Here is a 24,367-nt window from a genome sequence, read left to right on the forward strand (position 1 = left end):
GGGCGACCGGTGCCCTGGAAGAGCCACCACTTCGGGCTGCGCGCCGCAGCGTCGTCTTCGGTGCTCACAGGCCGTTCTCCCCTGGAACGTCAGCGATTCGGTGAGGATCATCCCATAACAGCGCGACCTGTCGGCCCAGGTGCAGCAGCTGCTCCTCCGGCGGGAGCAGCTGCGCGTCGAGCCGCAGGTGGCGGGTGGCCCGCGGTAGGTCCGCGGCGCGCTGGTGGGCCAGGGCGGCGCGGAGACTCTCGTCAGGATCGGCCTTGTCCAGGCCGTGAGTCCGTCGCCACAGGATGCCGGCGATACCGGTACGCAGGCCGGCCAGGAGCTCGCCCATGGCGCGGCTCCCGCTGTGCGGCGGCCCGCTGAGAACGAGTGCGATCAGCCGTTTGTCAGCACGCAGGGCGGCCTCCAGGCTGAGCGCGCCCGCGTGCGGGTGGGCGGCACACCAGTACGTCGCGGAGTCCGCCGGTTGGTCGACGTACCGCCAGCGCTCACGCAGCACCCGGTGCAGCTCCGGTGACTCCACCCGCTCGAGGCTCCGTAAGGTCACGGAGTAGTCCAGGACGAGTGGCCTGGGAGGTCCGAACCTGTCTTCCTTGCGCCACCACTCGACCTCGGCGTCGAGCAGGTCGAACGGCAGGACGAACTCAAGTGAGAGCTCGTCCGCCGTGTGCGACAGGATGCGCTCCGCCTTGCGGACAGCTCCGCTCACGGCACGTTCGAGCTGGTCGCGCGGTAGCCGCTCGCGCTGTTCCCCCGCATCGACGATCTGCCCGGGCCGGTAGCGCTCGAGCCGCCAGGTGAGGTCGAACTGGTCCCGGGCCGGTCCGGCCCCCTCGAGGCGCAGCACCATGTGCACGGGCGATCGGCCGTCGAGCGGGTCCGCGCGCCGCCGGCGCAACCCGTCGAGCTCGGCCAGGCAGCCGTGCTCCGTCGCGACCTGCCGGACCCATGCCTCGGCCAGCGGCTCGAGCGTGCGATCGAGACGGTTGTTGTGGATCAACTGGTCCAGAAAGATCAGGTACGGCGCAGGCAGGCCGCGCGACGTGGTCCTGTTCACGAGGTGGACGAACACCTGCCACCCGGTGGCGCAGTGCCACGGCGGGGCTGCCTCGCGGTCCCCGGTGGCCAGCTGGAACTCCACCTTGACGTCGTTCGCTGGCCAGGGCTGGAGCGCGTCGTGCAGGACGTCCCAGACATTGACCGGCTGGGTGTCCCCGGCCTTGGTCGGCCACAGCACGAATGCGGTGGCGGCCGTGTCGGCGGTGTCCCAGCACTCGACGAGATGGGTGACCCGTGCCGTCAGCTTCGAGGTGTCCGCCAGCGCCCGCACGCCGTCGCGGAGCGCGGCCAGCCCCCGAGGGCACCGGGAGCATTCCTCGATGAATCCGTGAAACCACTGGCGGCGCAGCGGGTTCTCCGGAACCTGCAGGGGCACCGCCGCATGTCTCTCGGTCCGCGTGACCAGCTGGCGCCTCGACGACTCCGACCGGAAGGCCGGCGTCCGGTCAAGGAGATCGACGATCTGGTCCTCGAGCTCGAGCCGGAGCTTGTCGCATCGCGTCACCCATGCATTCAGATCCGACACCGATCCCCCGAGCGCGCGGTTCTCGGCGTGCGCGAAGAGGCCACCCCGAGTCGTCTCCGGTTCCACAATACTTTCCGGGCTTCTGGCCGGTGAAGCGACCGTCGTTGGATGCTGTTCGTCCGAACGATCCCTCGGTACGACCGATGGCGCACGGCGGGTGTCATCGTCGGCTGGGTATCCAAGGGTGCGACGGAGATGCTCAGCCAGTGGAGAACCGCCGATTCGCCGGGAAGTCACGCGCCGCCTCCCGAAGAATTCGTACCCGGCCGTCGGGCAGAGCTCCGGCGGCGAGGAGCCGATTGACCTCAGCCCAGAAAGCGGCGCTGTCCTGTTCGACCACGGGATGGCGGTGGTAGGGGAGACCGGAACGGTGCAGCAGGCGCCTGGCGGCTGCGGGGTCGCTGTACACCTCGGCGAGCGCGGTCGCCTCGAGCTCCGTCAACGGAGAGGGCCCAGCTGGTGGCCCCGCTTCCTCAGCAGGGACCGCAACTGTCGCACCGGAGCCCCGAACCAGCAGGTCGACAGCCCGGTGGACCCGTCCACGGCCGTCCATCCTCCCGATGGCCGAGACCAGCGCCGCGAGGCCGCCGTCCTGCGCCGCGCATTCGCCGACGAAGGCGAACAGCCACTGCCGCCGAAACGGAAGCTGGGACACCTGCAGCTGGCAACCGAGTTCGGCGTCAGTCAACCGGAGTAGCAGGCTCCGACTCACTGGCTCGGCAAGTAGCTGCTCGCGATCCAGAAGATCGACTATTGCCGAGACCAACTCATCGGACATGGAGCCACTATGACTGTCGGGCGGCGCCCGGGAGGACACTCGATTCGTTCTGCACGTCTGTCGAAGCCTCTCAAGGGTCGAAACCCGTCGCGGGACGAGTTTTCGGTTCGCCGACATCGACGGCGACCGCCGGGACGACTATCCGGTCACCGCCGACGGCGTGGTGAAGGCCTGGACCAACATTTCCGCCTCGAGTGAGATGGTGTAGACCGCGCCCGGGTCCGATCAGACCCCTGCGGTGACACCCGGTGGGCGCCACGGCCAGCTGGTGTCGATGACGGCGTCCGGCCGCCCGCCGCGGCGGCGCAGGTACGACTGGTAGTCCTCGGCCCAGCGGCGGTGCGCGTCGGCCTGCCAGTTCTGGAGCGCGGTCAGGCCCATCGCGGCCCAGTCGGGATGCAGCCGGGGAAGACGCCAGGCGATCCTGGCCGTGGTGAGGCAGTCCGCGAGCGCGTCGTGGGCGCCGTCCTGGCGGACGCGGTAGTGGGTGGCGAGCGCGGTCAGCGTGCGCTTGCCGGGCCGGCGCGGATCGAGCTCACGGTCGATCACCATGGGGTCGAGGACGAGCATGTCAACCTCGGCGAGGCCGCGGCCGTGGTGGCGGCGCAGCTCACGGTCGAGGAGCGTCAGGTCGAACGAGCTGTTCATGATGACGACGGGGATGCCGTCGCGCCACACGCCCTCCAGCACCTGGCCGACCCGGCCGAGCACCTCGGCGGGATCACGACCCTCGCGGCGGGCACGCTCCGTTGTGATCCCGTGTATGCGCGCCGCCGCCTCCGGGACGTCGACGCCCGGATCGATGATCTGGCAGAGCTGGTTCAGCACCCCGGACGGGCCGACTTTCAGGAGCGCGACCTGAACAGCCCGGTCGGTCTCCACGTCGGTTCCGGTCGTCTCGAAATCGAGCACGGCCATCGGGCGCTGCCACCACGCCATCGTCTGGTCGTCTCCTCGGAACAGCCCGGGGACGCCGTCACACCGGGGCCAGGGGGTGAACACCGTCATTCCACCGGACGGCGCGGGCCCGAAGCAGGGGATTGGTGGTCTCCTGGGTCTTCGCTGTCGCGGTGTTGTCGCGACCCCGGCCAGTATGCCCGGAAGACTCCACTCTCACTCGGTCAGGAGCGGCCGGCCGGCTCGGGGCCGGTTCCGTCAGATCGTCACGGCGCCGGCGCCGGTGTAGGTGTCGGCGCCAGGGCGGACGCCGTGAGGGCGGCCGCGGCGGCAGCGGCCTCCTCCGCGCCGAGCGAGGACCAGAAGTCCGCACCCGGTGTGGCTTCGGCGTGTGTCCTGCGGCCGTCGGCCCAGGCCGCGTCGAAGGACAGCCGCCAGGAGTGCAGGAACGTCCGGGTCACCGGCGCACGGTCGAACAGCGGGTCGCCTTCGATGGGATGTCCGACCCAGGCCAGGTGGACCCGGATCTGGTGGCGCCGTCCGCTGATCGGGTAAGCGGCGACCAGGGTGTGCTCCGCGCCCTCCCACACCCGGGCGATGCGGGTGACGGACGGGTAGGACCGGACGTTCGGGAACGTCCGGGCGGCGGGCACCGTCCAGCTCGCGGGGCCGCGGGCGCCGCTGCCGGCCGGGCCGTCGGAGCCGGGGGCGCCGTCGGAGCCGGGCGTGCCGGCGGGGCCGTCCGGGGTGGGTGTTCCGGCGGGGCCGGGCCAGGCGACGATGTCGGCCCGGTTGGCCGCGATCCGCACCCGGTTCTTGCGCCCGACGCTCAGCGGGAGGTCGATCGTGGCCAGCGCCGGCAACCCGCGGGTGCGGGTCAGTGCCAGATAGGTCTTCTCCACCGTGCGCCGGTTGAACTGCCGGGTCAGGTCGCCGTGGAAGCGCAGCTCCTTCGCGAACAGGACGACGCCGGAGGTGACCTTGTCGATGCGGTGCGCGGGAAACAGCTCCTCACCCGCGTCCCGTGCCATGGACACCAGGTCGGTGTCGTGGCGCTCGCCCATGACCGAGACGCCCACCGGCTTGTCGAGTGCGAGCACCGCCTCGTCCTCGAAGATCTTCCGACTTTCCCGGATCGTTGTCCACTCCGTCACGAGACCGCCCGCCCCCACAGTGCCGATGCTCACAATTCAAGTATTCGCCACACGGAGAGCCGGCGGACGGGATCCTCCCGAGGTAGGCGGTCCGCTCTGCCCGACGCGGGCGTCCTGTCGATGTTTCCAGGCGGCCCTGGGAGCCTGGCTCCGGTGCCGATCGCCGGGCCGGATCGGCGCCGCGGCCGGCTACCCGGCCGGCCGTGCGCAACCTGACGTCGGAAATCTTCCTTGTTTCGTGTAATAAGCCCAGTACCAGCTACTTCGCCCGTAGCAGAAGGGACCATCATGACTGCCGGCCCCCGTCAGCCTGACCGCACGTCATCCGCAGCCGGCTCGACGTTCATGCCCGGGAAGACCGCCGCGGTGCCCCGCCAGCCGTCGGCCGTGTCCGGGGGAGGCGAGGCCCGTGCCCGAACCGGGGCTCCCGCCGAGGTGGGGACGCGCGCGGGGAGCGCTGAGAGTGCGCGCGGCGCCGAAAGCGCGCGCCGTGCCGAGGACGGCCCGGGCGGCAGGCCCGTGGAAGTGGCGGCCGGGCCCGGTGAGGTCACGGGGAGCACACACGCGCCGGCCGCCGGCAACGGGATCCTGGGCGGTGCGCCGCCGATGGCGCGGCCACGGGCCGCCGCCGGGGCGCTCTTCTTCGACGAGGAGGGCCGGGTCCTGCTGGTTGAGCCGTCCTACAAGCCGGGGTGGGACATCCCCGGCGGCTTCATCGAACCCGGCGAGTCGCCGTACGCGGCGTGCGTCCGCGAGGTCGAGGAGGAGATCGGCATCGTCCCGCCGATCGGACCGCTGCTGGCGGTCGACTGGGCCTCCGACGAGATCGCCGGAGACATGCTGCTGTTCGTGTTCGACGGCGGACTGCTGCCGGAGCCGTGGCGGGAGCGGATCCGGGTGGACATGGACGAGATCATCAACTGCGCCTTCACCCCGATCTCCGAGGTCGATGACGTCCTGCCCGTCATGCACGCCCGGCGGGTCCGGGCCGCCGCCGAGCGGCGCGGGCAGGGCGACGGCGCCGGCTATCTCGAGCGCGGGTACCTGGTGCCGTCCGATCCGGCGCTCGCCGCGGACGGCTCCGGGGAGTAGCCGCATCCGCGGCGACGGTCCCTCCGCGCGTGGAGATGCCGGCCGGGCCGCGGGGGGCGATGATGCCGGCACGGGACGGCGTTCGCCACGCGTGGCGGACGGTTGTCGAGCTGGCCCCCAGGGCACCGGGCCAGCTCGCGGACGGTCGGCAGGCGGCCGCCTGCACCCGGCCAGCGCGGCTGACAGGGGTGACGCATGTCCAGGACGATCCGAGCGGCGCTTGTCCAGGCGCGGTGGACGGGCGACCGGGAAACGATGGTCAAGGTTCACGAGGAGCACGCGCGGTCGGCCGCCGCGCTGGGCGCACAGGTCATCTGCTTCCAGGAGCTCTTCTACGGGCCCTATTTCTGCCAGGTTCAGGACGCCGCCTTCTACTCCTACGCGGAGTCGGTGCCGGGGCCGATCGTCGACCGGTTCGCCGCGCTCGCCGCGGAGCTCGGGATAGTGATGATTCTGCCGGTCTACGAGCAGGAGCAACCCGGGATCCTCTACAACACGGCGGCGGTCGTGGACGCCGACGGCTCCTTTCTCGGCAAGTACCGCAAGACCCACATCCCGCACGTGACCGGATTCTGGGAGAAGTTCTACTTCCGGCCCGGGAACCTCGGATATCCGGTCTTCGACACGGCGGTCGGCCGGATCGGGGTCTACATCTGTTACGACCGTCATTTTCCGGAGGGCTGGCGCGCGCTCGGCCTGAACGGGGCCGAGCTGGTGTTCAACCCGTCCGCCACCTCCCGCGGCCTGTCGAACTACCTGTGGAAGCTTGAGCAGCCCGCGGCCGCGGTCGCCAACGAGTACTACGTCGGCGCGGTGAACCGGGTGGGTGTCGAGGACCTGGGCGACGACGACTTCTACGGAACCTCCTACTTCGTCGACCCCGAGGGGACGTTCGTCGACGGCACCGCGGACGCGCACGAACCGGAGCTGCTGGTCCGGGACCTGGACATGAGCCTGTTGACCACGGTGCGCGACCGGTGGGCGTTCTATCGTGACCGACGGCCGGACACCTACGGCGACCTCACCGCGCCGTGACCGGTCGCGTGCCGTCCCGACCCGGGTCGGCAGCCAGGTGGGAAGCAGGTCCGGTGAAGGGGCAGACGACGTGAGGACGCTGATCACCGGCGGGACGCTGGTCGGCCCGCTGGGCGCGACGCCCACCGAGATCCTGGTCGACGGCGAGACCGTCACGGCTCTGTTCGTGCCCGGCAGCCTGCCAGAAGACCTGCGCGGCAGCCTGCGCGACGGCCCCGACTCCTCGGTCGACCGGGTCATCGACGCCACCGGGAAGTACGTGATCCCGGGCGGCGTCGACGTCCACACGCACATGGAGCTGCCCTTCGGCGGCACCTCGGCGTCCGACACCTTCGCCACCGGGACGGCCGCCGCGGCCTGGGGCGGCACCACGACGATCATCGACTTCGCGGTGCAGCGCACCGGCGAGGTGGTCGAGGAGTCGCTGGCCGCCTGGCACGCGAAGGCTGAAGGTCAGTGCGCCATCGACTACGGCTTCCACATGATTATCGGCGGTGTCGACGACCAGGCGCTCAAGGCGATGGACTACCTCGTCGCCAACGAGGGCATTTCCAGCTTCAAGCTGTTCATGGCGTACCCCGGAGTGTTCTACAGCGACGACGGCCAGATCCTGCGGGCTATGCAACGGGCGGCCGAATCCGGCGCGATGGTCATGATGCACGCGGAGAACGGCATCGCGATCGACGTCCTCGCCGCCCAGGCGCTCGCCCGTGGCGGGACGGGCCCTGTTCACCACGGTTACACCCGTCCACCCGAGCTGGAAGGGGAGGCGACGAACCGGGCGGCGGTGCTGGCCCGGGTCGCCGGAAACTGCCCGCTCTACTTCGTGCACATGTCGGCGTCCGAGGCGCTGGCGGTCGTTTCGGCGGCCCGCGGCGCCGGCCACAACGTGTTCGCCGAGACCTGCCCGCAGTACCTGTACCTCAGCCTCGAGGAACATCTCGGGGCCCCCGGCTTCGAAGGCGCGAAATACGTCGCCTCGCCACCATTGCGGACGAACACGGCCAGCCATCACGACGACCTGTGGCGCGGCCTGCGTACCGACGACCTCGCCGTGGTCTCCACCGACCACTGCCCGTTCTGCTTCCGGGACCAGAAGGAGCTCGGCCGCGGCGACTTCACCAGGATCCCGAACGGGATCGGCACCGTCGAGCACCGCATCGACCTCGTCTACCAGGGCGTCGCCAGCGGGCGACTCTCCCTGCCACGCTGGGTGGAGACCTGCGCGACCACCCCGGCGCGGATGTTCGGCCTCTACCCCCGCAAGGGGATCGTCGCCCCCGGCTCGGACGCCGACATCGTCATCTACGACCCGGCGGCCAGCACGACCATCTCCGCGTCGACGCACCACATGAACCTCGACTACTCCGCGTGGGAGGGCTTCCAGGTCGCGGGAAAGGTCGACACCGTCCTCTCCCGCGGCACGGTCGTCGTCGCCGGCGGGGAGTTCCACGGGCGGGCCGGGCACGGGCGCTACCTGCGCCGCGGCCTGTCCCAGTACCTGCGATGAGCGTGACGGTGGCGGGCGTGCCTGCGATGAGAACGCCGGTGGCGGGCGTGTCGGTGGCGAGTCGGAAGGCAGGTCCCTGATGGATGTCGGAGTGGTGCTGCAGACCAACCCGCCCGCGTCCCGGGTGGTCGAACTCGCCCGGCAGGCCGAGACGCTCGGCTTCAGCCACGTGTGGACCTTCGACTCCCACCTGCTGTGGGAGGAGCCGTTCGTCATCTACAGCCAGATCCTCGCGGCCACCCGCAAGGTCAAGGTCGGCCCGATGGTCACCAACCCGGCGACCCGCGACTGGACGGTCACCGCCTCCCTGTTCGCCACGCTCAACGAGATGTTCGGCAACCGCACGATCTGCGGGATCGGCCGTGGCGACAGCGCCGTCCGGGTCCTCAACGGCCGGCCGACGACACTGGCCACCCTGCGCGAGTGCGTCGCCGTCGTCCGCGCCCTCGCCAACGGGCGGGAGGCGGAGGTGAACGGCGCGAAGCTGCGCTTCCCGTGGGGCACCGACAGCCGGCTGGACGTCTGGATCGCCGCCTACGGCCCGAAAGCCCTGGCGCTGGCCGGCGAGATCGGCGACGGGTTCATCCTGCAACTCGCCGACCCCGACATCGCCGCATGGACCATCCGGGTGGTGCGCGAGGCCGCCGAGAAGGCCGGCCGCGACCCGGCGTCGGTGCGGTTCTGCGTCGCCGCGCCCGCCTACGTCGGCGACGCCGACCCACTGTCCCTCGCCCACCAGCGCGACCAGTGCCGCTGGTTCGGCGGGATGGTCGGCAACCACGTCGCCGACCTCGTCGCCCGCTACGGCACCCCGGCCGCGGCCGGCCCTGTTCCGGCAGGCGGCACGGCGCTGCCGTCAGCCCTGACGAGTTACATCACCGGCCGCCACGGCTACGACTACAACGAGCACGGTCGCGCCGGGAACACCCACACCGACTTCGTCCCCGACGAGGTCATCGACCGGTTCTGCCTGCTCGGCCCGCCCGCGGCGCACATCGAGCGGCTCACCGAGCTCGCCGGCCTCGGCGTCGACCAGTTCGCGGTCTACCTCCAGCACGACGCGAAACGCGCCACCCTGGAGGCCTACGGCGAGACCGTCATCCCGGCGATCACCGACGCCGTCCAGGCGAAGACGCGGTAACCGAAGCCCCGCCTGCGGTGACCGGCACCCGGCCGGCCCGCTGTGACGACGGCGGCCGGCCAGGTCACGGCCGGCCGCCGGTGCCTCGGGCGGAGCACCCGTGTGTCAGGTCAGGGCACCGGAACGCCGCAGCAGACGGGACACCTGCGCCCGCTGGTCCGGGGCGAGCGAGGGCTCCGAGGCACCGAGGGAACGGCGGAGCAGGTCGTCGGCGCCGTGCTCGTCCCCGGCAGCGCGGATCACCTCCGCCACCCGCCACAACACGGGACCGCTGTCCGGGGCGTCCCGCAGCGCCGTCGTCGACTCGCCGGATGCCTCGGTGACCCGGCCGAGGCGGGCCAGCGACAGTGCCCGCGCCGCCCGCAGCTCCGCCGCGCCTGCCGCGGCCGAGAGCCCGCCCGCCGCTGAGACCCCGCCTACCGCTGACACCCTGCCCGCCTTCGTGGACGTTGTGCGGGCGAGCCGGTCGAAGTCCTCGATCGCCCCGGTGTCGTCGGCCAGCTCGACCCGCAGCTGGGCCCGTCCGGCCAGTGCCGCTACCGCGTCGGGGGCGATCGTGAGCACCGCCGAGAAGATGGCCGCGGCCGCCCACGGCTGACCGGCCCGCCAGAGCGCATGCGCGAGGTCCGACTGGACGTCCGCGTCACCCGGCAGACGTTCCCCGGCGGCCTGCAGCTCCTCCACCGCCCGCCCGACCTGGCCGGCGTCCAGCAGGAGCCGGCCGAGAGCGGCCAGCACCCGCCCGGAGGCCTCGGTGTCCGACAGCGACTCGTAGATCTCGGCAGCCTCGCGGTGGCAGGCCTCGGCCTGCTCCAGCCGTCCCTCGGCCTGGAAGAGCTGTGCCCGCAACGCCTGGGTCGCGGCCCGGGTGAGCGAGGGCGCCGGGTCGCGCCGCAGCGCCTCCTCGACATGGGCGCACGCGGTGGCCACGTCGCCGTCCGCGAAACTCACCTGCGCCGCGCGGAGGTAGTCGTCCGCCCCGACCTCGGCGGCCGGTCCGCTGGCGCCCGCCCACGGGGTGGATGTCCGCTGCAGTGGTTCGAGCAGCCGGTCGTCGAAAAGCTCGAAACGGCGGGAGCCGGACAGGTGCTCGCAGCGCAGCACATAGCGCTCGGTCAGGGCGTCGAGCACCGGCGTGGGCATGCCGGCGGTTGTGGTGAGACCCTCGTCGACCACACCGCGACGCCCGCGCTCGGTCACGAACGTCCGGGTGAGCCAGGCCCGCAGCTCGTCCTCGTCGAGATTGTGCTCGTGGGCGATCGTGACCAGCGTCCGGGTCAGGTAGTCCTCGAGGACGGCGGTGACGTTCCCGACCGGGCCGAGCCAGGAAGCGGTCACCGGAGCGTCCGCCACGGGCCGGGACCGCCACAGTGCCGTCGCCACGAGCTGCAGGAACACGGGCTGGACGGTCTCCGCGACCAGCAGCGACTCGGCGCCGGTCGCGTCGACGGTCCGGCTGGTCGTGAGATCGTCGACGCAGGCCGCGGCGGCGCCCGGGGCGAACCGGATCCCGGCGGCGCGCAGCGGCTCGACGAGGGCCGTCACGGCGCACTCCGGGCTCAGCGGGGCGACGGCGACCTCGGTGACCGGCACGGCTGATTCGTAGCCGGCCTGATCGGCGCAGGCCGCGAGCAGGGTCCGCCGGTACGGCAGCAGGGCCGTGCGATGGTCGGAACGGAGCACCAGCAGGATCCGCAGGTTCGGCAGCGCCGTGGCCGCGAGGGCGAGCGCCTCGACGAACTGCGACCGCAGCGGGGCCAGCCGGGGCGAGCGCGGAGTGAGGAACTCCTCGAACTGGTCGATGGCCAGCAGAACCGGCCGGGACGCACCGCGCGGCCGCCGCCGCTCGGCCCGCTCCCGGAGCGCGTCCAGCAGGGACGCCGACTCGTCGTCGTGGGACCAGCACCGCAGCAGCGCCCGGGTGAATGGGTTACCAGGCCCGACAACCGGCTCGAGCCCGTCAGGACCCGCGGCCGTGAGGCCGGGGCCGGTGATCCGCCCGACCGGGAGGACGTCGGCATCCGCCCTGGCCAGGTCCGGCAGGACGCCCGCCCGCAGCAGCGATGTCTTGCCGGCACCGGCCGGGCCGTGCGCGATCACGAGACGGCTGCGCAGCCATGCGGCCGACAGGGAGCGGGCCTCGGCGTCCCGCCCGAAGAACGAACCGGCCTCCTCCTCCTCGAACGGGCGCAGCCCGACGTAGGGGAGATCGGCCCGCAGCTGGGTCACCATCCGCCGGCCCGGCCCCACTGGCGCCGTGATGACATGTCCCGAGGGCAGGTCGTCGTGGAAGATGCCGGCCGCGAGGGCACTTCGCACTGGGCGGGCGCGGGTACGCCACCTGCACCGGGTTCGTCTCCGGTCGAGGTGGCCGACGGCGGGTTTGCCGCTGTTGCCGGCTGGCCTGGGGAGATCTGAGCGTTTCCTGCGCCTTTCGGCGGAAATTTGGTGGCGAGGGTTGGATAGTAGTTATTCAACAGTACTGATAGCCTCTCGGCGTTGACGCGACCGTGCCCGCGAATGGTATCCACCCGGCCCGGCCCGGCTCTGCCGCCGCGCGCTCCTGGACCGTCCGCATCATTCTCCGACATTTGGCGGCCACTGTGAGCCGACCTCTGCACATGACAAGATTTTCGCAGGACGGGGAGTCATCGCCGCCGCGGGCTCGGTCGAGGTGGCACGGTCCGGGTGATCGAGTGTGTGCGCTTCGTTGTCCTCGTTCCGGAGTCGCTCCTCCTGATCGGTGGGCATAGTCCGGACTGGCCGGAACCTGCCGGCCGGTACGGCGCGGGATCGCGGTATCCGGCGCCTGGCCGGCCCACTCCGTCGGCCGAGGGCCCGAGACCCAATCTGGAGGGAAGGAGACCCCGTTGACCCCGCACCAACCGGCCGCGTGGATGCCCACCGTCGGTGTGGTGCTCGCCGCCCAATGCTGGAAATAGCTTCTGACCTGCGAAAACGCGCAGTTCAGGAGATGCCGTGGAACGGCGGGCCGTCGTGGGCCGATGTGTACGGAGGTGCGCGTCGGGGAGTCACCACGTGGCCCTCGTTGCCCCGCTCGTTCGTCATTGGGAGCCGGGGTGTCGTGCACCCGACATTCGGGCCGGGCTTTGGTAGGTTGGCCTGGGCCGGAAGAAGGCCGGGAGCATCGCCCGACCGACTCGCGGGCGGGCTTGCGGAATGGCGCCAGAGCCACTAGCCGATGTTATCATCGAAGAGTCTACGAAGATTTTGCGGCGCGCCGTCGACGCATGTGCTGGGCCAGTGTGCGCGGCTCGTATGCTCGGCGGCTGTTCTGTACCGACAGTCGGGCGGGGGCGGTCGAAGGTGGCTTCGGTGGTGGAGTTCGACTCGGCGAGCGGGCCGAGTCGAGGCGTTCCGATGATTTGGGGTGGTGTACCCCAGCGGAACAAGAACTTCACCGGGCGAGAAAGCCAGCTCGCCGAGCTCCGTCGCCGTGTCTCCTCCGAGCAGACCGACGTCACCGCCGTCCTGCCGCACGCCCTCCAGGGCCTGGGTGGTGTCGGGAAAACTCACCTCGCCATCGAGTACGCGTACCGGTACCAGTCCCACTACGACCTGATCTGGTGGATCCCCGCCGACCAGCCGGCGCTCGTCCGCTCCAACCTGGCGGCGTTGGCGCCACGGCTCGGTTTGTCCGAGGGCGGCCTGCTACGGGTCGAGGACTCGGTCGCCGCCGTTCTCGACGCCCTGCGCCGGGGCGAGCCCTACCACCGATGGTTGTTGATCTTCGACAACGCCGACCAGCCCGAGCTGATCCGCAGCCTGATGCCCCACGGCCCCGGCCATGTACTCGTAACTTCGCGTAACCGGCGATGGCAGAGCATCGTCGACACGATCGAGGTCGACGTCTTCGCTCGCCGCGAGAGCCTGGAGTTCCTCGATCGTCGGGTTCCCGGCATCGGGGAGTTCGACGCCAACCGGCTGGCCGAGGCGCTCGGGGACCTGCCGCTGGCGCTGGAGCAGGCCGGGGCGCTGCAGTTCGAAACCGGGATGGGCGTCGAGGAGTACCTGGACCTGCTCGGGGAGGCGTCGAGTCGGCTGCTGGCGGAGAACCCGCCATCCGACTACTCGAAGCCGGTGGCGGCCGCGTGGAGCCTGTCGGTGACCCGGCTGCGCGATCAGGCGCCCTTCGCGCTCGAACTGCTGCGGCGGTGTGCCTTCTTCGGCCCGGAGCCGATCTCGCTGGAGATGCTCGACCGCGGCAAGTACACCCTGAGCTCCGACTTCGGCCGGTTGATGCAGGACCGGCTGCTGGTGAGCCGCGCCATGCGGGAACTCGGCCGCTACGCGCTGGCGAAGATCGACACCAGCCGGAAGACGGTGCAGGTCCACCGCCTGGTCCAGATGCTCATCCGCGACGAGCTTCCCGTCGAGGAACAGGCACGCATGCGGGATGAGGTGCATGCGCTGCTCATTGCTGCAGACCCCGGAGACTCCGAAACCAAGAACCGCGCGGCGTTTGAGAACCTGCTCCCGCACATCGTGCCGTCTGGTGTCTTCGAGTCCACAGAGGTCCCGGCCCGCCAGCTCATCGAGCACCTCATCGGGTACCTGTACAACGTCGGCGACTTCACCACGGGCCTGAACGAGGCGGACCGCGCGCTGGGGCGGTGGGAGAAGGACTCCGGCGAGCGCGATCCGGACGTGCTCGTGCTGAAGGGAATCAAGGCGAACATCCTCTGGTCGCTGGGCAGATCTCAGGACGCCTACGACCTGCGGCGGCCGACTCTGGCGGCGATCACCGAGGTCCTCGGGCCGGACCACGAGGAGACCCTCCTCATCCTGAACGGCCACGGCGCCGACCTACGCGCCCGCGGCGAGTTCCGGACCGCGCTCGAACTGGACGAGGACGCTCTTCCCCGGCACGAACGGGTTTTCGGCCCCTACGCCCACGAAACATCTCTCTGCGTCAACAACCTCGCGGTGGACTACAGCCTCAACAGCTCCTACGAGCTCGCGCTGCAGCGGGATCAGGAGAATCTCGCCAACAGGAGGGACCTTTCGGGCGGTGACACGGACCCCTGGGTGGCTATCTCTCTCGCCGCTGTTGCCCGCGATCTGCGGCAGGCGGGACACTATCTGAAGGCCAGGGATGCGGCGGAACACGCCTACCGGGCTTTTGAAGATCTTGTCGACCGCGGGCAGCTCGCCGCCGATCATTCACACGTCCTCGCGCAGGCGAAGGATCTCTCGGTCGCCCGGCGGAAGGCGGGGCTCTTCCTCGAGGCCTTGACGCTCGCCGAGCAGGTCTACGGTCGCTACACGGAGAGCCGGCAGTTCGAGAAGGAACACCCTGAAGCCCTCGCGGCCGCGATCAACCTGGGGAACGCGCAGCGGGTCGCCGGCGATCCCAACGAGGCGGCGGAGCGCATCGAGAAGACTGTCAGCCGGTATCGAGAAGCTCTCGGTGTGGACCATCCATATACCTACGGTTGTTATCTGAACCTCGCCCTGGTCCATCGCCAGCTCGGCCGGATCGACGAGGCGGAGCGCCTGCTCAAGGACGCGCTCGCGGGACTGGAAAACAGACTCGGCCCGGATCACCACTTCACGCTGACCTGCCGGGCGAACCTGGCCACCGCACGGTCGGCACAGGGCGCGGTCGGCGAGGCCCTGGAGATCGGGGAACAGACGCTGAGCTCGTTCCGTGACCTCCTGGGGCCTGATCACCCTCACACCCTGGTCTGCGCGACCAACGTCGCGCTGGACCTGGCTCAGCTCGGCCGGGACGACGAGGCCCAGAAGCTCTCCGCCGACACCGTCACCCGTTACCGCCGGGTCCTGGGCCCGGAGCATCCTGATGTCAGGGCCGGTGAGCGGGGCGAGCGGCTCGACTTCGACTTCGAGCCGCCGCCCCTGTAGGTCGCCGGAGATTTCCGTGGGCCGCGATGATCCGCCTGGTCTGCTCTGGTCAGGGCACCAGCTCGGGTAGCCAGGCGGCCAGAGCATCCGGGTCGGTGCGGATCCCGGACAGCTCCTCGATTCTCCTGTGCAGTCGGTGGACGACTTCCGGCCGGGTGACCAGGGCACGCGATCCCGATGAGAGGCGCTGCCGCCGGCACAACGCCAGACCGGCCCAGGAGTCGAGCAGGTCGGGCTCATGCTCCAGTTCTTCCTTGTAGGCCTGTGCCGCGGTACGGGCATCGCCGAAGGCGAGAGCCTGATCGGCAGCGGAGACTTTGGCGTCGAGGACGTGGGGGACGCCCTGCCGGGCGGCCTCGAACCGCTTCGGGTCCAGCAGGCGAAGATGGGTGAGCAAAAGCCGTGAGCTGGTTACCAGGCCACGGTGCCCCGGGATGATCCGGATCGGGATTCGCGTGATCGGCGGCGGGTCGCCCTCGATCCAGGCCTGGGCCAGCACTGCGATCTGGGCCGGTGCGGGTTCGACGTTACGGAGCCGCCAGGCTATTCGCGTGTCGTCGGCGGCTTGGCGGGCGAGTTCACCGGGTCCGTTGGGAACGGGCTTCTGCCGATGGGCCCAGACGGCGGTCCGCATGCCGTCCAGAAAGCGCATGCCGAGCGGGGTCATCGTTCCGGAGAGACGGAGGGTGCTCAGGACCCGCCAGACCTCGTCCCGCCACCGCGCGAACTCGAAGTGCGCGAAGTCGTCCCCGCTCTCCGCGAGTCGCCGGTAATCCCAGAAGCCGGTCAGCCCGAGATAGGCATAGGCACCCTGCAGTAATCCCGGAAGGGGCCGTGGGTCACGTCGCCACGGTGCGTAGAACAGCCGTTCGTCGGCCGGCTCGAGCAGGGCGACCAGATCAAGCAGCGCCGAGAGCTTCGTGTGCTGGAACTCATGGACCAGCGCCGCGGCGAAGGAGAGCCCGTCCCGGGGGAGGGTGAGGGCTACCGCGCCGAAGGCCTCGCCGGAGGAGGCGCTGAGCTCCTCGGCCCACGACGAGGCTGCCAGCGGAAAGATCGTCGCCAGTCCAGCCGAGACGGCCTCCGCGATCAGCGGGTCGTAGTCGTCGAGGATGCGCCAGCCGCCGTCGAGACGTTGCTGCCAGGCGTCGACGTCCTCCGTGACGGTGCCGCGCGCCATCGGCAGGTCGAGCAGTCGTCGAGCCGGGTCGACGTCGTCGAGAAGGAGGGCTATGCGCCGGCCGTTCACGACGCTGACCAGCTCCGGGACCATGCGCCAGCGGCTGTCCTGTGGCCCGGCCGGGAGATGCGGCGTCGTGGCGGTGGCGTTCGGCACCTCCAGCACCGTTGTCTCGTCGTCGCCGACAGTCAGACGCAGGCACGCCCTCTCGATGCGGACCGTGGCCCAGCCGGTCCGGCCGACCCGGACCCGGCCGACAGCCGGTATGAGGAGGTCTCCGTCCTGGAGCGGGACGGCCACCGTGGCGTGCAGGCCGGCGCGAAGCGCGGCGGCGACGGCGAAGCCACCGAGGATCCCGAGATCCTCCTCGAGGGGGTTCGAGGGGCTGGCCTTGCCGTGCAGCCGGCGCAGGCAGTGCATCGCCCACAGGCCGAGGCCCGGTGACAGCAGGATCGCCTCCGTCGGCTCCGGAACCGTCCGCTGGGATGCCGCCAGCACGCCGTAGGAGTTCGTCAGGCCACTGGCGGCGACGGCTTCCGGGGCACGCTCGGTGGCGTCCGTCATCACCGCGTGGAGCGCGAGAAGCCGCTTGCTCAGCTGCGTCCTGCGCAGGCCGAGCACGAGCCCCGTGCGACCTCCACCGGCCGCGAGGTCGTCGAAGTCGGCCAGTGCGAGCCGATGGAAGTCAATGTTCACCCTGCGCTTTTGCCTTTTCGACGTCTGCCCGGATCTGTCTGCCGATTTTCGTGATCAGTGCGAACAGATCCGGACAGTAGACGGATCTGTTCCGAAAGCCGCTGCCGGCCTGATACCGGTGGGGGTAATATCCCCCTCCGCAGACACGGCGCACCGGACATCGCGCGCACTCGGGGCCGAGCGCGGCCAGACCGATCTGCCGGGCGACGATACCCGGATGGCGGAGCGCCTCGTCGAGGTCGTTCCGCTGCACGGCGAGGCCGGTGGAGGCCGCGCCATGATAGGCGGACTTGAGCGCGTCGACCTGTTCGATCGAGCCGTCGGTCTCGATGACGACGACGGACGAGGGCGAGAGCCCGACCGTCTCGATGTGACTGTGGCCGCCGAGGATCAGCGCAATGATCTCCAGGAACACGCGTACGTCTGTCTCGTGCTCGGGGGCTGGATACCAGCGGTCGAACACGTCGCCGAGCCAGTCGGCGTAGGGCGTCGACGTCTCGTCGCCGCCCCGGGCGGGCGGACGGGCCGTCCAGTTCCCGTGAGGAAGCAGGAAGTCGACGTTCGGCGGTCGCCACGCCAGCAGGCTCTCGTACACCTCTCGTGGATCGCTCACGGGGTCGACGACGCAGAGCAGCCCGGCGAAGATCGGGCGGAAACGTTCCGAGGTGAGTAGCCGCAGCCCCCGGGCGACCTCGGCGTGGCTTCCGGTCCCGTTGCGACGGGTCCGTCGCCGGTCGTTGACCGCCGGATCGCCGTCGACGCTGACCCCGACCTGGATGCCGAACTCCCGACAGAGCTCGAGGAACACCTCGTCGATCAGGGTGCCGTTGGTCTGGAGGGCGAACTCCAGAGTGGTGTCGGCGCCGACCGCGGCGAGCAGGCGCTCCACGACGTTCCTGAGGTAGCCGGGACCGGCCAGGAGCGGTTCGCCGCCGTGCAGGATGATCTGCATCCGCGGAAGCTCGTGCTTCCTCGCGTGCGCGGAGAGCCTGCGCGCGGTGACCTCCACCACCGCCGGGCTCATCGTGACGGGCTGCCCCCGCCAGCTCTGGTCGGCTTGGTGGTAGACGTAGCAGTAAGTACACGAAAGATTGCATCTACTGTTGATCTTGAAGACGATCTGGCGGAAGGGTGTTGGCCGCCATCCCGTGGCGGAGAGTCGGTGGAAGTCGAGCTCGTTGGCCGGCCATTCGGCCGCCCGATCTCCGTAGGTCGTGTCGAGGAGGTCGATCACACGGTCTCGCTGTCCGGCGTTAGAAAGCTGCGGCGATAGAGGACGAGAACCCTGTTGGTGCCTGCTTGATTTCGGCGGATTCCTCCTCTGTTCGAAGGTCGGTCCGCGGGATCCGACTGCCCGGCGTGCCGGTTTCGTTGAAAATCGTGGCGCTGGAGTTGAATCCAGCGAGCGGCGGATTAGATCCCGAAGCCTCTCTGGTCAGGCGGCGGGCGACTTGCCGTAGGGTGCGGTTCGCCGTCGCGACCACCTCGTCGAGCCGGAACGTGCCCAGGTCGGGCAGACGCGTCTCGATGTCGGAAGACGAGTCGTTCATCAGGTGTCCTCCTCGGCCGTCCCCGATCCTCTAATCTAGCCGGTGCCGCCCGCAGGCGCTTCGCTCATGTCGAAGTCCGTCGTTTCGACGGCGGGTTCCCGCGGCCTGTGGATGACGGAAGCGATCCCGTCCTTTGCTGGTTTCGTAGCCTATCGTTGCCGCCTCGCGGGGAAGGCTCGCTCCCGGTCATGGTGGACTGCGTCTTCCGTAACGGTGTCGATCGGTAATCTGCGGTCGGTCTGTACCCGGAAGACGACGTAGAATCTGTTCTCGCCCGTCGGGAGGATGATCCGGCCGAGTGAACCCTACTTGAGCCGGCCTACGGGGCGCGGGCCACGGCGGGCCGCGGGAGAGGGGCCACTCGGTGTCGGGGGAGAGTGTCGGGCGGGAGCCTGCCCAGGGCCGATCCCATACGGGAGGCGACCCCGAGGGGTTTCGCCGGGTCACCCATGCGCAGACATCGGCTGGCGCCGGCCGGCATGCCTGAGGCCTGGAGCGCGCGGCCGCTGTACTTCTTCTTCAGCTATGCGCGGGCGGACAGCCGTGACGACCCGCTGCTCGAGCAGTTCTTCCGCGACCTCAGAGACGAGGTGCGCCGCAGGGTGGGCGATCCGGACCCGAACACTGTCGGCTTCCTCGACCTGCGCAGCATCCAGCCGGGGGAGGCCTGGTCGGCGGAGCTCGGCGCCGCGCTCTGCCGATGCAGAACCTTCGTGGCGATGTGCTCGCCCTCGTTCTTCGCCAGCGAGTACTGCGGCCGGGAATGGGGGATGTTCGACGGGCGGCTGCGCTCCGCCGCCGCGTCGGGCCAGGTTCCGGCGGCGCTGCTCCCCGTGATCTGGACTCCCTTACGCGATCCGCCCGAGCCGCTCGCGCGGCTGCAGTATGATCACAGCGCACTGGGGAAGGCGTATACGAAGTTCGGTCTGCGGTACCTCATGCAGCTGAAACGCAATCATGACGAGTATCAGGAGTTCGTGCTGACGTTAGCGGCCCGGATCGTCCAGCTCGCTGACGACTCGCCGTTGACCGCGGAGCCCGAGATCCCGGCTCTTCACCAGGTGCCCGACGCATTCCGCCTGCTTGCCGGGCCGCCGACCATACCGGACCAGGAAGATCCGCCGCCTGAGATTCCGGCGGCGGTCGCCTCCGGTCCGCTACGGGTCGACCCGGTCGAGGACGAGGTCCTCGGGAGCAGGGAGTCCGGTGAGTCGCGAACGTCACCGGACCCGCCCCGGCCACCGGCTCCGCCCAGCGTTCCCCCGGCGACGCCGGGGCCCGTCGCGGGCGGGCCTGGCCACGTGACTTTCGTGCTCGCCTCGACGTCGGCCGAGGAGATCGCCGCGTTGCGCCGTCAGCTCGACTGCTATGGCGACACGTTCGAGGAGTGGACGCCGTACAAGCCCCGTGACCACGACCGGGTGTGTGTGATCGCGCAGATGGTCGCGGCGAGACAGAAGCTCATCTCCAAGATTGTTCCTCTGGACCACGGCGTCTCCGATCTGCTGGAGAGGTCCAGAGAGCGCAACGAAATCGTGATCCTCATCGTGGACATGTGGGCGGCCAAGCTGGCGAATGTCCACCAGGCGCTGGTCACGTACGACGTCCGCAACGAGCCGACGTCGGGTGTCCTGGTGCCGGCGAACCCGCACGACACGGAAACCCACGCGAACTCCGCGCAGCTCATCGCGGTCCTGGCGACCGCGCTGCGGAACAACTTCGTCCGCCGGGACAAGCTGTTTCGCATGAATGTGCGGTCCTGTGAGGAGTTCGATCTGGCCCTGGTACAGATCATCGTCGAGTCGCAGGCGCGGATCTTCGAGTACCGGCAGGCCCTGCGGTCGACCGGGGACAACCCCCGGCGGTTTCCCCGGCTCAACGGCCCCTAGGCGGTGTCGGTGTCTGGTACGGATTTCGGGACCGTCGTCACCTTCTACTCCTACAAGGGTGGCACCGGCCGTTCCATGGCTCTCGCCAACACCGCCTGGCTGCTGGCGAGCAGCGGCTGCCGAGTACTGGTCGTGGACTGGGATCTGGAGGCGCCCGGCCTCCACCGTTACTTCCATCCCTTCCTGCACGATCCCGACCTTCGCTCGACTCCTGGGATCATGGACATGATCTGGGAGTTCACGGTGACGGTCATGTCGCCGCAGGGGCCGGACGACGCCGACTGGTTCAGCCGGTCCACCGCGATCACGCCGTACGCGGCATCACTGAACTGGCCTTTCCCCGACGGCGGAACCGTGGACTTCGTCTGTTCCGGCCGGCACGACGCCGCCTACGCCCAGCGCGTCGGCACCTTCGACTGGAACGCCTTCTACGCGGACAAGGGCGGGGGTGACTTCGTTGACGCGCTTCGCCAGGACATGCGGTCCTCGTACGAGTGGATCCTGATCGACAGTCGGACGGGGCTGAGTGACACCGCCGGAATCTGCACGGTCCAGCTGCCCGACATCGTGGTCAACTGCTTTACCCTCAGCACGCAGAGCATTGAGGGGGCCGTCGCGGTCTCCCGCTCCATCGCGGCACAGAAGGAGGGCCGTGAAATTCGACAGCTTCCCGTCCCGATGCGGGTCGAGGACGGTGAGCAGCGAAAACTGGAGCTCGGCCGCGATGTGGCGCGGGTGGCGTTCGACCCGTTCCTGCGCGGCTTTGACGAGCGTACTAAGGAGCATTACTGGGGCGACGTCGAGATCCCCTACAAGCCCTATTACGCGTACGAGGAGATCCTGGCGGTTTTCGGTGACCGGCCGCTGCAGGAGGGCACCCTGCTCGCCGCGTACGAGAGGCTCGCGTCCTATCTGACGGGCGGAGCGGTCGCCGCGCTTCCCCCACAGGACGAGTCGCGGCGCCGGCGCACTCTCGCGGTCTTCGAGCGTTCGAGGGTGTCGATCCCGACCGACATGGTCGTCAGCCACGCCTCGGCCGACCGCCCCTGGGCGGAGTGGGTCGCCGCCGAGCTGGAGACGGCCGGGTTTCAGGTGATCCTCGAACAGGTCGATCAGCCCGGGGCCGCGTGGAAGGACGGAGAGGAGGCGGATCCGATCCGCCGTACGGTGGCGATCGTGTCGGCGGCCTATCTCCGGTCGGCCGAGGCGATGGAACGGTGGCGGCGGAGCCTGACCTTCGACCCGGACGGAGCCCAGCGGCTCCTCGTCCCGGTGCGGGTCGAGGAGGTCCGCATGCCGCCGGAGGGCGCCGCACGTGATCATGCGGATCTCGTCGGTCTCGCCGAGGCGCCGGCCCGCCGTGCCCTGGTGGCCGCGGCCGGCAGGCCGTCACGCCTGGCGCTCACCGCGCGCCCGCGGCCCGCGGACACGACGGATGTCCGCTATCCCGGCTCCCCCCCGGGGATCTGGGAGGGTGTGCCCGCGCGCAACCCGATGTTCGTCGGTCGTGACGCGCTGCTGATGGACATGCGGAACCGGTTCGTGGGCGATGACAAGCCCGCGGCCCACGCCCTGGTGCTGCAGGGACTCGCCGGCGTGGGCAAGACCCAGGTCGCCGCCGAGTATGTCTTCCGTTTCGGTCCCACCTACGACCTCGTCTGCTGGATCGGCTGCGATCAGGCGGCGCTGGCACGCAGCGACATGACCCGACTCGCCCACACTCTCGGCCTGCCCGTCCGACAGGGGCGGGACCCGGTGGACAGCCTGGTCGACGCGCTGCGCAAGGGAGTGCCGTACCGCCGCTGGCTTCTCGTGTTCGACAACGCGGACACCCCGGACGAGATCCTTCCCCTGATCCCGAACGGCTTCGGGCACGTGGTGATCACTTCTCGCAACCAGCGCTGGCGGGGGCGGCAGTCCCCGGTGGAGATCGACGTGTTCAACCGGGAGGAGAGCGTCGAGCTGCTCCAGCGGAGCTCGCCCGCGCTGACGACCGAGGTCGCGACCAGGCTCGCAGAGGCCCTGGGTGACCTTCCCCTCGCGCTCGAGCACGCCGGCGCCTGGCACGCGGAGACCGGGATGCCGGCGGAGCGCTACCTGCAGCTGCTCGAGAGCAGCCCCGGCCCGCTGCTGCTCGAGGGCGAGGTCCCGACCTACCCGCGGCCGGTCGCCATGACCTGGCTGCTGTCGATGGAGCGGCTGCGTTCCCGTGCTCCCACGTCGGCGCGGCTGGCGCAGCTGTGCGCCTTCTTCGGGCCGGAACCGATCAGCCTCGACCTGTTCGCGGGCGACGGCCTGGCCGTTCTGGCGGACGTCACGGACCAGACGCTGCGGGACGACCTCACGCTGGCCGAGGCCGTACGGCAGATCAGCGAGCACGCGCTCGCGCGGGTGGACTCCAGGGATCGAAGCCTGGTGATGCACCGCCTCGTGCAGACCGCGATACGCGACGAGCTGACCCCCACCGAGCGGGCCGGCGTCCGGGCGCGGGTGTACGCGATCCTCGCGGCCGCCGACCCAGGGAACCCGGACGATCCCGAGAACTGGAAGCGCTACGCGCTGATCCGGCCGCACCTGGAACCCACCCGGGCGCCGACCGCTCGCGGCGAGGACGTCGCCCGTCTCGTCCGCAACCAGGTGCGATGTCTGTACATGCAACGGGATCACATCGGCTGCCGTGATCTCGCCGGCAGGACGCTCGTTCTGTGGCGAGAGCGCTTCGGGGACGACGACGAGCGGACCCTGGAGCTCGCCCTGGACCTGGCGGACAGCCACCGGGCGCTCGGCGACGCCGAACAGGCTCGGGTGCTCGACCTGCGCGCGCGGGAGCGGCTGATCCCCCTCCTCGGCCCGAACCATCCGCTCGCCCTGCGCGCCGCGATGGCGCTGGGCGGCGACTACCGGGGCATCGGCGACTACGAGTCCGCCTGGCTGCTTGACGAGGACACCTACGCCCGCTATCGCGAGACGGCCGGTCTCGACAACCCGGAGACGCTCAAGGCTGCGAACAACCTGGCCGTTTCCCTGCGTTTCCTGGGGGACTTCAAGCTGGCGCTCGAGATGAGCGAGGAGGTCTACGAGCGCCACCGTAGGCTTCCTGAGACCAACGACATCTCGAAGCTCGTGTACCTGGAAAGTTATGCTCGGGACCTTCGAGAGAACGGTAGGTACCCCGCCTCGCTGGCTCTTCTCGAAGGTTCACTCGAATGGTCTCGCCTAGCGCTGGGCGACGACCACCCGGACAGGCTGCGGACAATGACGAACTACGCCGTCTCGCTCCGCTGGGCCGGCCAGCCGGATCGTGCCCGGGAGATCGCGGAGGACGCCCACATGAGGTTTCGCGCCCACGCCGATTCCGGGCAGCCAGACGCGCTCGCAGTCGCCATCTGCCTGGTCGGCGTTCTCCTGCAGGTGGGTGAGACCGCTGCGGCGCGGAGGCTGGCGGACGAGACTTACCGGCGGGCCCGGTCCAGGCTGGGCGACAGGAATATCTACACGCTGGCTGCCGCCAACAGCCTGGTCATAGCCCTCCGCCGGTGCGGCGAACCGGCCGCCGCCGAGACACTGGGCCAGCAGGCGCTGGACGGCCTGCGGTCCGCGCTCTCCACCGAGCACCCGTTCACGGTCTACTGCTCGATGAACGTCGCGAACTGCCGCGTCGACGCCGGGCGGATCGTCGCCGCCCGTGAACTCGACCAGCAGGCCTGGGATCTCCTGCAGGCCAAGCTGGGAGAGGACCATCCGGCGACGCTGATAGCAGCGGTGAATCTGGCGGCGGACGAGCAGCGCGGCGGGGATCCGGAGATCGCTCAGGCCCAGCGGTTAGGCGTCCTCCGTCAGATCGGAGGAAGGCTGGGCGCCGAACATCCCGTTGTCCTGGCGCTGCGGGACGGTCAAAGAGTCGACCTGGACATCGATCCTCCTCCCTTCTGAGCGGCCTCCATCGGGCGGAGCGCCGGGGAGGTCTC

At 70.0% G+C, this 24,367-nt stretch carries 15 protein-coding genes; 7 read left to right on the plus strand and 8 right to left on the minus strand.

Going from position 1 to position 24,367, the window contains the following annotated elements:
• Positions 1–64: 64 nt before the first annotated feature.
• The 4 genes from FMEAI12_RS35000 to FMEAI12_RS35015 all read right to left on the minus strand — a co-directional run bounded on the left by FMEAI12_RS35000 (position 65) and on the right by FMEAI12_RS35015 (position 4,420).
• Positions 65–1,570 carry a hypothetical protein gene (locus FMEAI12_RS35000; protein ID WP_131626578.1) on the minus strand — a complete coding sequence of 502 codons (1,506 nt, stop codon included), beginning with the start codon at positions 1,568–1,570 and terminating at the stop codon, positions 65–67.
• 220 nt (positions 1,571–1,790) lie between these two features.
• Positions 1,791–2,486: an effector-associated domain EAD1-containing protein gene (locus FMEAI12_RS35005; RefSeq protein ID WP_368672143.1), complete on the minus strand. Its 696-nt coding sequence runs from the start codon at positions 2,484–2,486 to the stop codon at positions 1,791–1,793.
• A gap of 108 nt (positions 2,487–2,594) precedes the next feature.
• Positions 2,595–3,371: a 3'-5' exonuclease gene (locus FMEAI12_RS35010; protein WP_235015084.1), complete on the minus strand. Its 777-nt coding sequence runs from the start codon at positions 3,369–3,371 to the stop codon at positions 2,595–2,597.
• A gap of 161 nt (positions 3,372–3,532) precedes the next feature.
• Positions 3,533–4,420, minus strand: a complete 888-nt coding sequence (locus tag FMEAI12_RS35015; RefSeq protein WP_112109355.1) for a pseudouridine synthase — start codon at positions 4,418–4,420, stop codon at positions 3,533–3,535.
• Between the two features lie 288 nt (positions 4,421–4,708).
• On the opposite strand from FMEAI12_RS35015, the gene FMEAI12_RS35020 reads away from it, so the two are divergent.
• The 4 genes from FMEAI12_RS35020 to FMEAI12_RS35035 all read left to right on the plus strand — a co-directional run bounded on the left by FMEAI12_RS35020 (position 4,709) and on the right by FMEAI12_RS35035 (position 9,198).
• Positions 4,709–5,512 (plus strand): NUDIX hydrolase, encoded by an 804-nt coding sequence (locus FMEAI12_RS35020; RefSeq protein WP_235015086.1) that lies wholly within the window; start codon positions 4,709–4,711, stop codon positions 5,510–5,512.
• A 195-nt stretch (positions 5,513–5,707) separates the two neighbouring features.
• Positions 5,708–6,547, plus strand: coding sequence for a nitrilase-related carbon-nitrogen hydrolase (locus FMEAI12_RS35025; protein ID WP_112109320.1), 840 nt, complete (start codon positions 5,708–5,710; stop codon positions 6,545–6,547).
• A gap of 70 nt (positions 6,548–6,617) precedes the next feature.
• Positions 6,618–8,057, plus strand: coding sequence for a dihydropyrimidinase (gene hydA, locus FMEAI12_RS35030; RefSeq protein WP_112109356.1), 1,440 nt, complete (start codon positions 6,618–6,620; stop codon positions 8,055–8,057).
• A 79-nt stretch (positions 8,058–8,136) separates the two neighbouring features.
• A complete protein-coding gene (locus FMEAI12_RS35035; protein ID WP_112109321.1) occupies positions 8,137–9,198 on the plus strand; it encodes a TIGR03842 family LLM class F420-dependent oxidoreductase in 1,062 nt (353 codons plus the stop codon).
• A gap of 105 nt (positions 9,199–9,303) precedes the next feature.
• On the opposite strand, the gene FMEAI12_RS35040 is transcribed toward FMEAI12_RS35035, so the two are convergent.
• Positions 9,304–11,430: a tetratricopeptide repeat protein gene (locus tag FMEAI12_RS35040; protein WP_112109357.1), complete on the minus strand. Its 2,127-nt coding sequence runs from the start codon at positions 11,428–11,430 to the stop codon at positions 9,304–9,306.
• A gap of 1,149 nt (positions 11,431–12,579) precedes the next feature.
• Here FMEAI12_RS35040 and fxsT (FMEAI12_RS35045) point away from each other — a divergent pair.
• Complete coding sequence (gene fxsT / locus FMEAI12_RS35045) at positions 12,580–15,084, plus strand: FxSxx-COOH system tetratricopeptide repeat protein (RefSeq protein WP_112109322.1); 2,505 nt, start codon at positions 12,580–12,582, stop codon at positions 15,082–15,084.
• A gap of 49 nt (positions 15,085–15,133) precedes the next feature.
• Here the strand turns inward: fxsT (FMEAI12_RS35045) and FMEAI12_RS35050 are convergent, their stop codons facing one another.
• From FMEAI12_RS35050 to FMEAI12_RS36405, 3 genes are read right to left on the minus strand one after another with little or no spacing between them, the layout of a single operon-like run.
• The gene (locus tag FMEAI12_RS35050) at positions 15,134–16,960 is read right to left on the minus strand and encodes an HEXXH motif domain-containing protein (RefSeq protein ID WP_112109323.1); all 1,827 of its coding nucleotides are present in this window, start codon (positions 16,958–16,960) and stop codon (positions 15,134–15,136) included.
• Positions 16,950–18,194 (minus strand): FxsB family cyclophane-forming radical SAM/SPASM peptide maturase, encoded by a 1,245-nt coding sequence (locus tag FMEAI12_RS35055; RefSeq protein WP_112109324.1) that lies wholly within the window; start codon positions 18,192–18,194, stop codon positions 16,950–16,952. Before FMEAI12_RS35055 ends, FMEAI12_RS35050 begins: the two co-directional genes overlap by 11 nt.
• A 19-nt stretch (positions 18,195–18,213) precedes the next feature.
• Complete coding sequence (locus FMEAI12_RS36405) at positions 18,214–18,510, minus strand: hypothetical protein (protein WP_131626581.1); 297 nt, start codon at positions 18,508–18,510, stop codon at positions 18,214–18,216.
• Between the two features lie 479 nt (positions 18,511–18,989).
• Between FMEAI12_RS36405 and FMEAI12_RS35060 the strand changes: the two genes are divergently transcribed.
• Both FMEAI12_RS35060 and fxsT (FMEAI12_RS35065) read left to right on the plus strand, forming a co-directional pair.
• Positions 18,990–20,399 carry a TIR-like protein FxsC gene (locus FMEAI12_RS35060; RefSeq protein ID WP_235015088.1) on the plus strand — a complete coding sequence of 470 codons (1,410 nt, stop codon included), beginning with the start codon at positions 18,990–18,992 and terminating at the stop codon, positions 20,397–20,399.
• A 9-nt stretch (positions 20,400–20,408) separates the two neighbouring features.
• On the plus strand, positions 20,409–24,332 hold the full coding sequence (fxsT, locus tag FMEAI12_RS35065) for an FxSxx-COOH system tetratricopeptide repeat protein (RefSeq protein ID WP_235015090.1): 3,924 nt from the start codon (positions 20,409–20,411) through the stop codon (positions 24,330–24,332).
• Positions 24,333–24,367 lie beyond the last annotated feature (35 nt).

It is taken from the genome of Parafrankia sp. Ea1.12, assembly GCF_900465275.1.
Classification (GTDB): domain Bacteria; phylum Actinomycetota; class Actinomycetes; order Frankiales; family Frankiaceae; genus Parafrankia; species Parafrankia soli.

What these genes read in the sequence shown, in the direction of transcription:
- FMEAI12_RS35005 (WP_368672143.1), bottom strand. Translation starts at nt 2,486, where the DNA reads ATGTCGGCGAACCGAAAACTCGTCCCGCGACGGGTTTCGACCCTTGAG.
- FMEAI12_RS35020 (WP_235015086.1), top strand. Translation starts at nt 4,709, where the DNA reads ATGACTGCCGGCCCCCGTCAGCCTGACCGCACGTCATCCGCAGCCGGC.
- FMEAI12_RS35025 (WP_112109320.1), top strand. Translation starts at nt 5,708, where the DNA reads ATGTCCAGGACGATCCGAGCGGCGCTTGTCCAGGCGCGGTGGACGGGC.
- FMEAI12_RS35035 (WP_112109321.1), top strand. Translation starts at nt 8,137, where the DNA reads ATGGATGTCGGAGTGGTGCTGCAGACCAACCCGCCCGCGTCCCGGGTG.
- FMEAI12_RS35040 (WP_112109357.1), bottom strand. Translation starts at nt 11,430, where the DNA reads ATGGTGACCCAGCTGCGGGCCGATCTCCCCTACGTCGGGCTGCGCCCG.
- fxsT (WP_112109322.1), top strand. Translation starts at nt 12,580, where the DNA reads ATGATTTGGGGTGGTGTACCCCAGCGGAACAAGAACTTCACCGGGCGA.
- FMEAI12_RS36405 (WP_131626581.1), bottom strand. Translation starts at nt 18,510, where the DNA reads ATGAACGACTCGTCTTCCGACATCGAGACGCGTCTGCCCGACCTGGGC.
- FMEAI12_RS35060 (WP_235015088.1), top strand. Translation starts at nt 18,990, where the DNA reads ATGCCTGAGGCCTGGAGCGCGCGGCCGCTGTACTTCTTCTTCAGCTAT.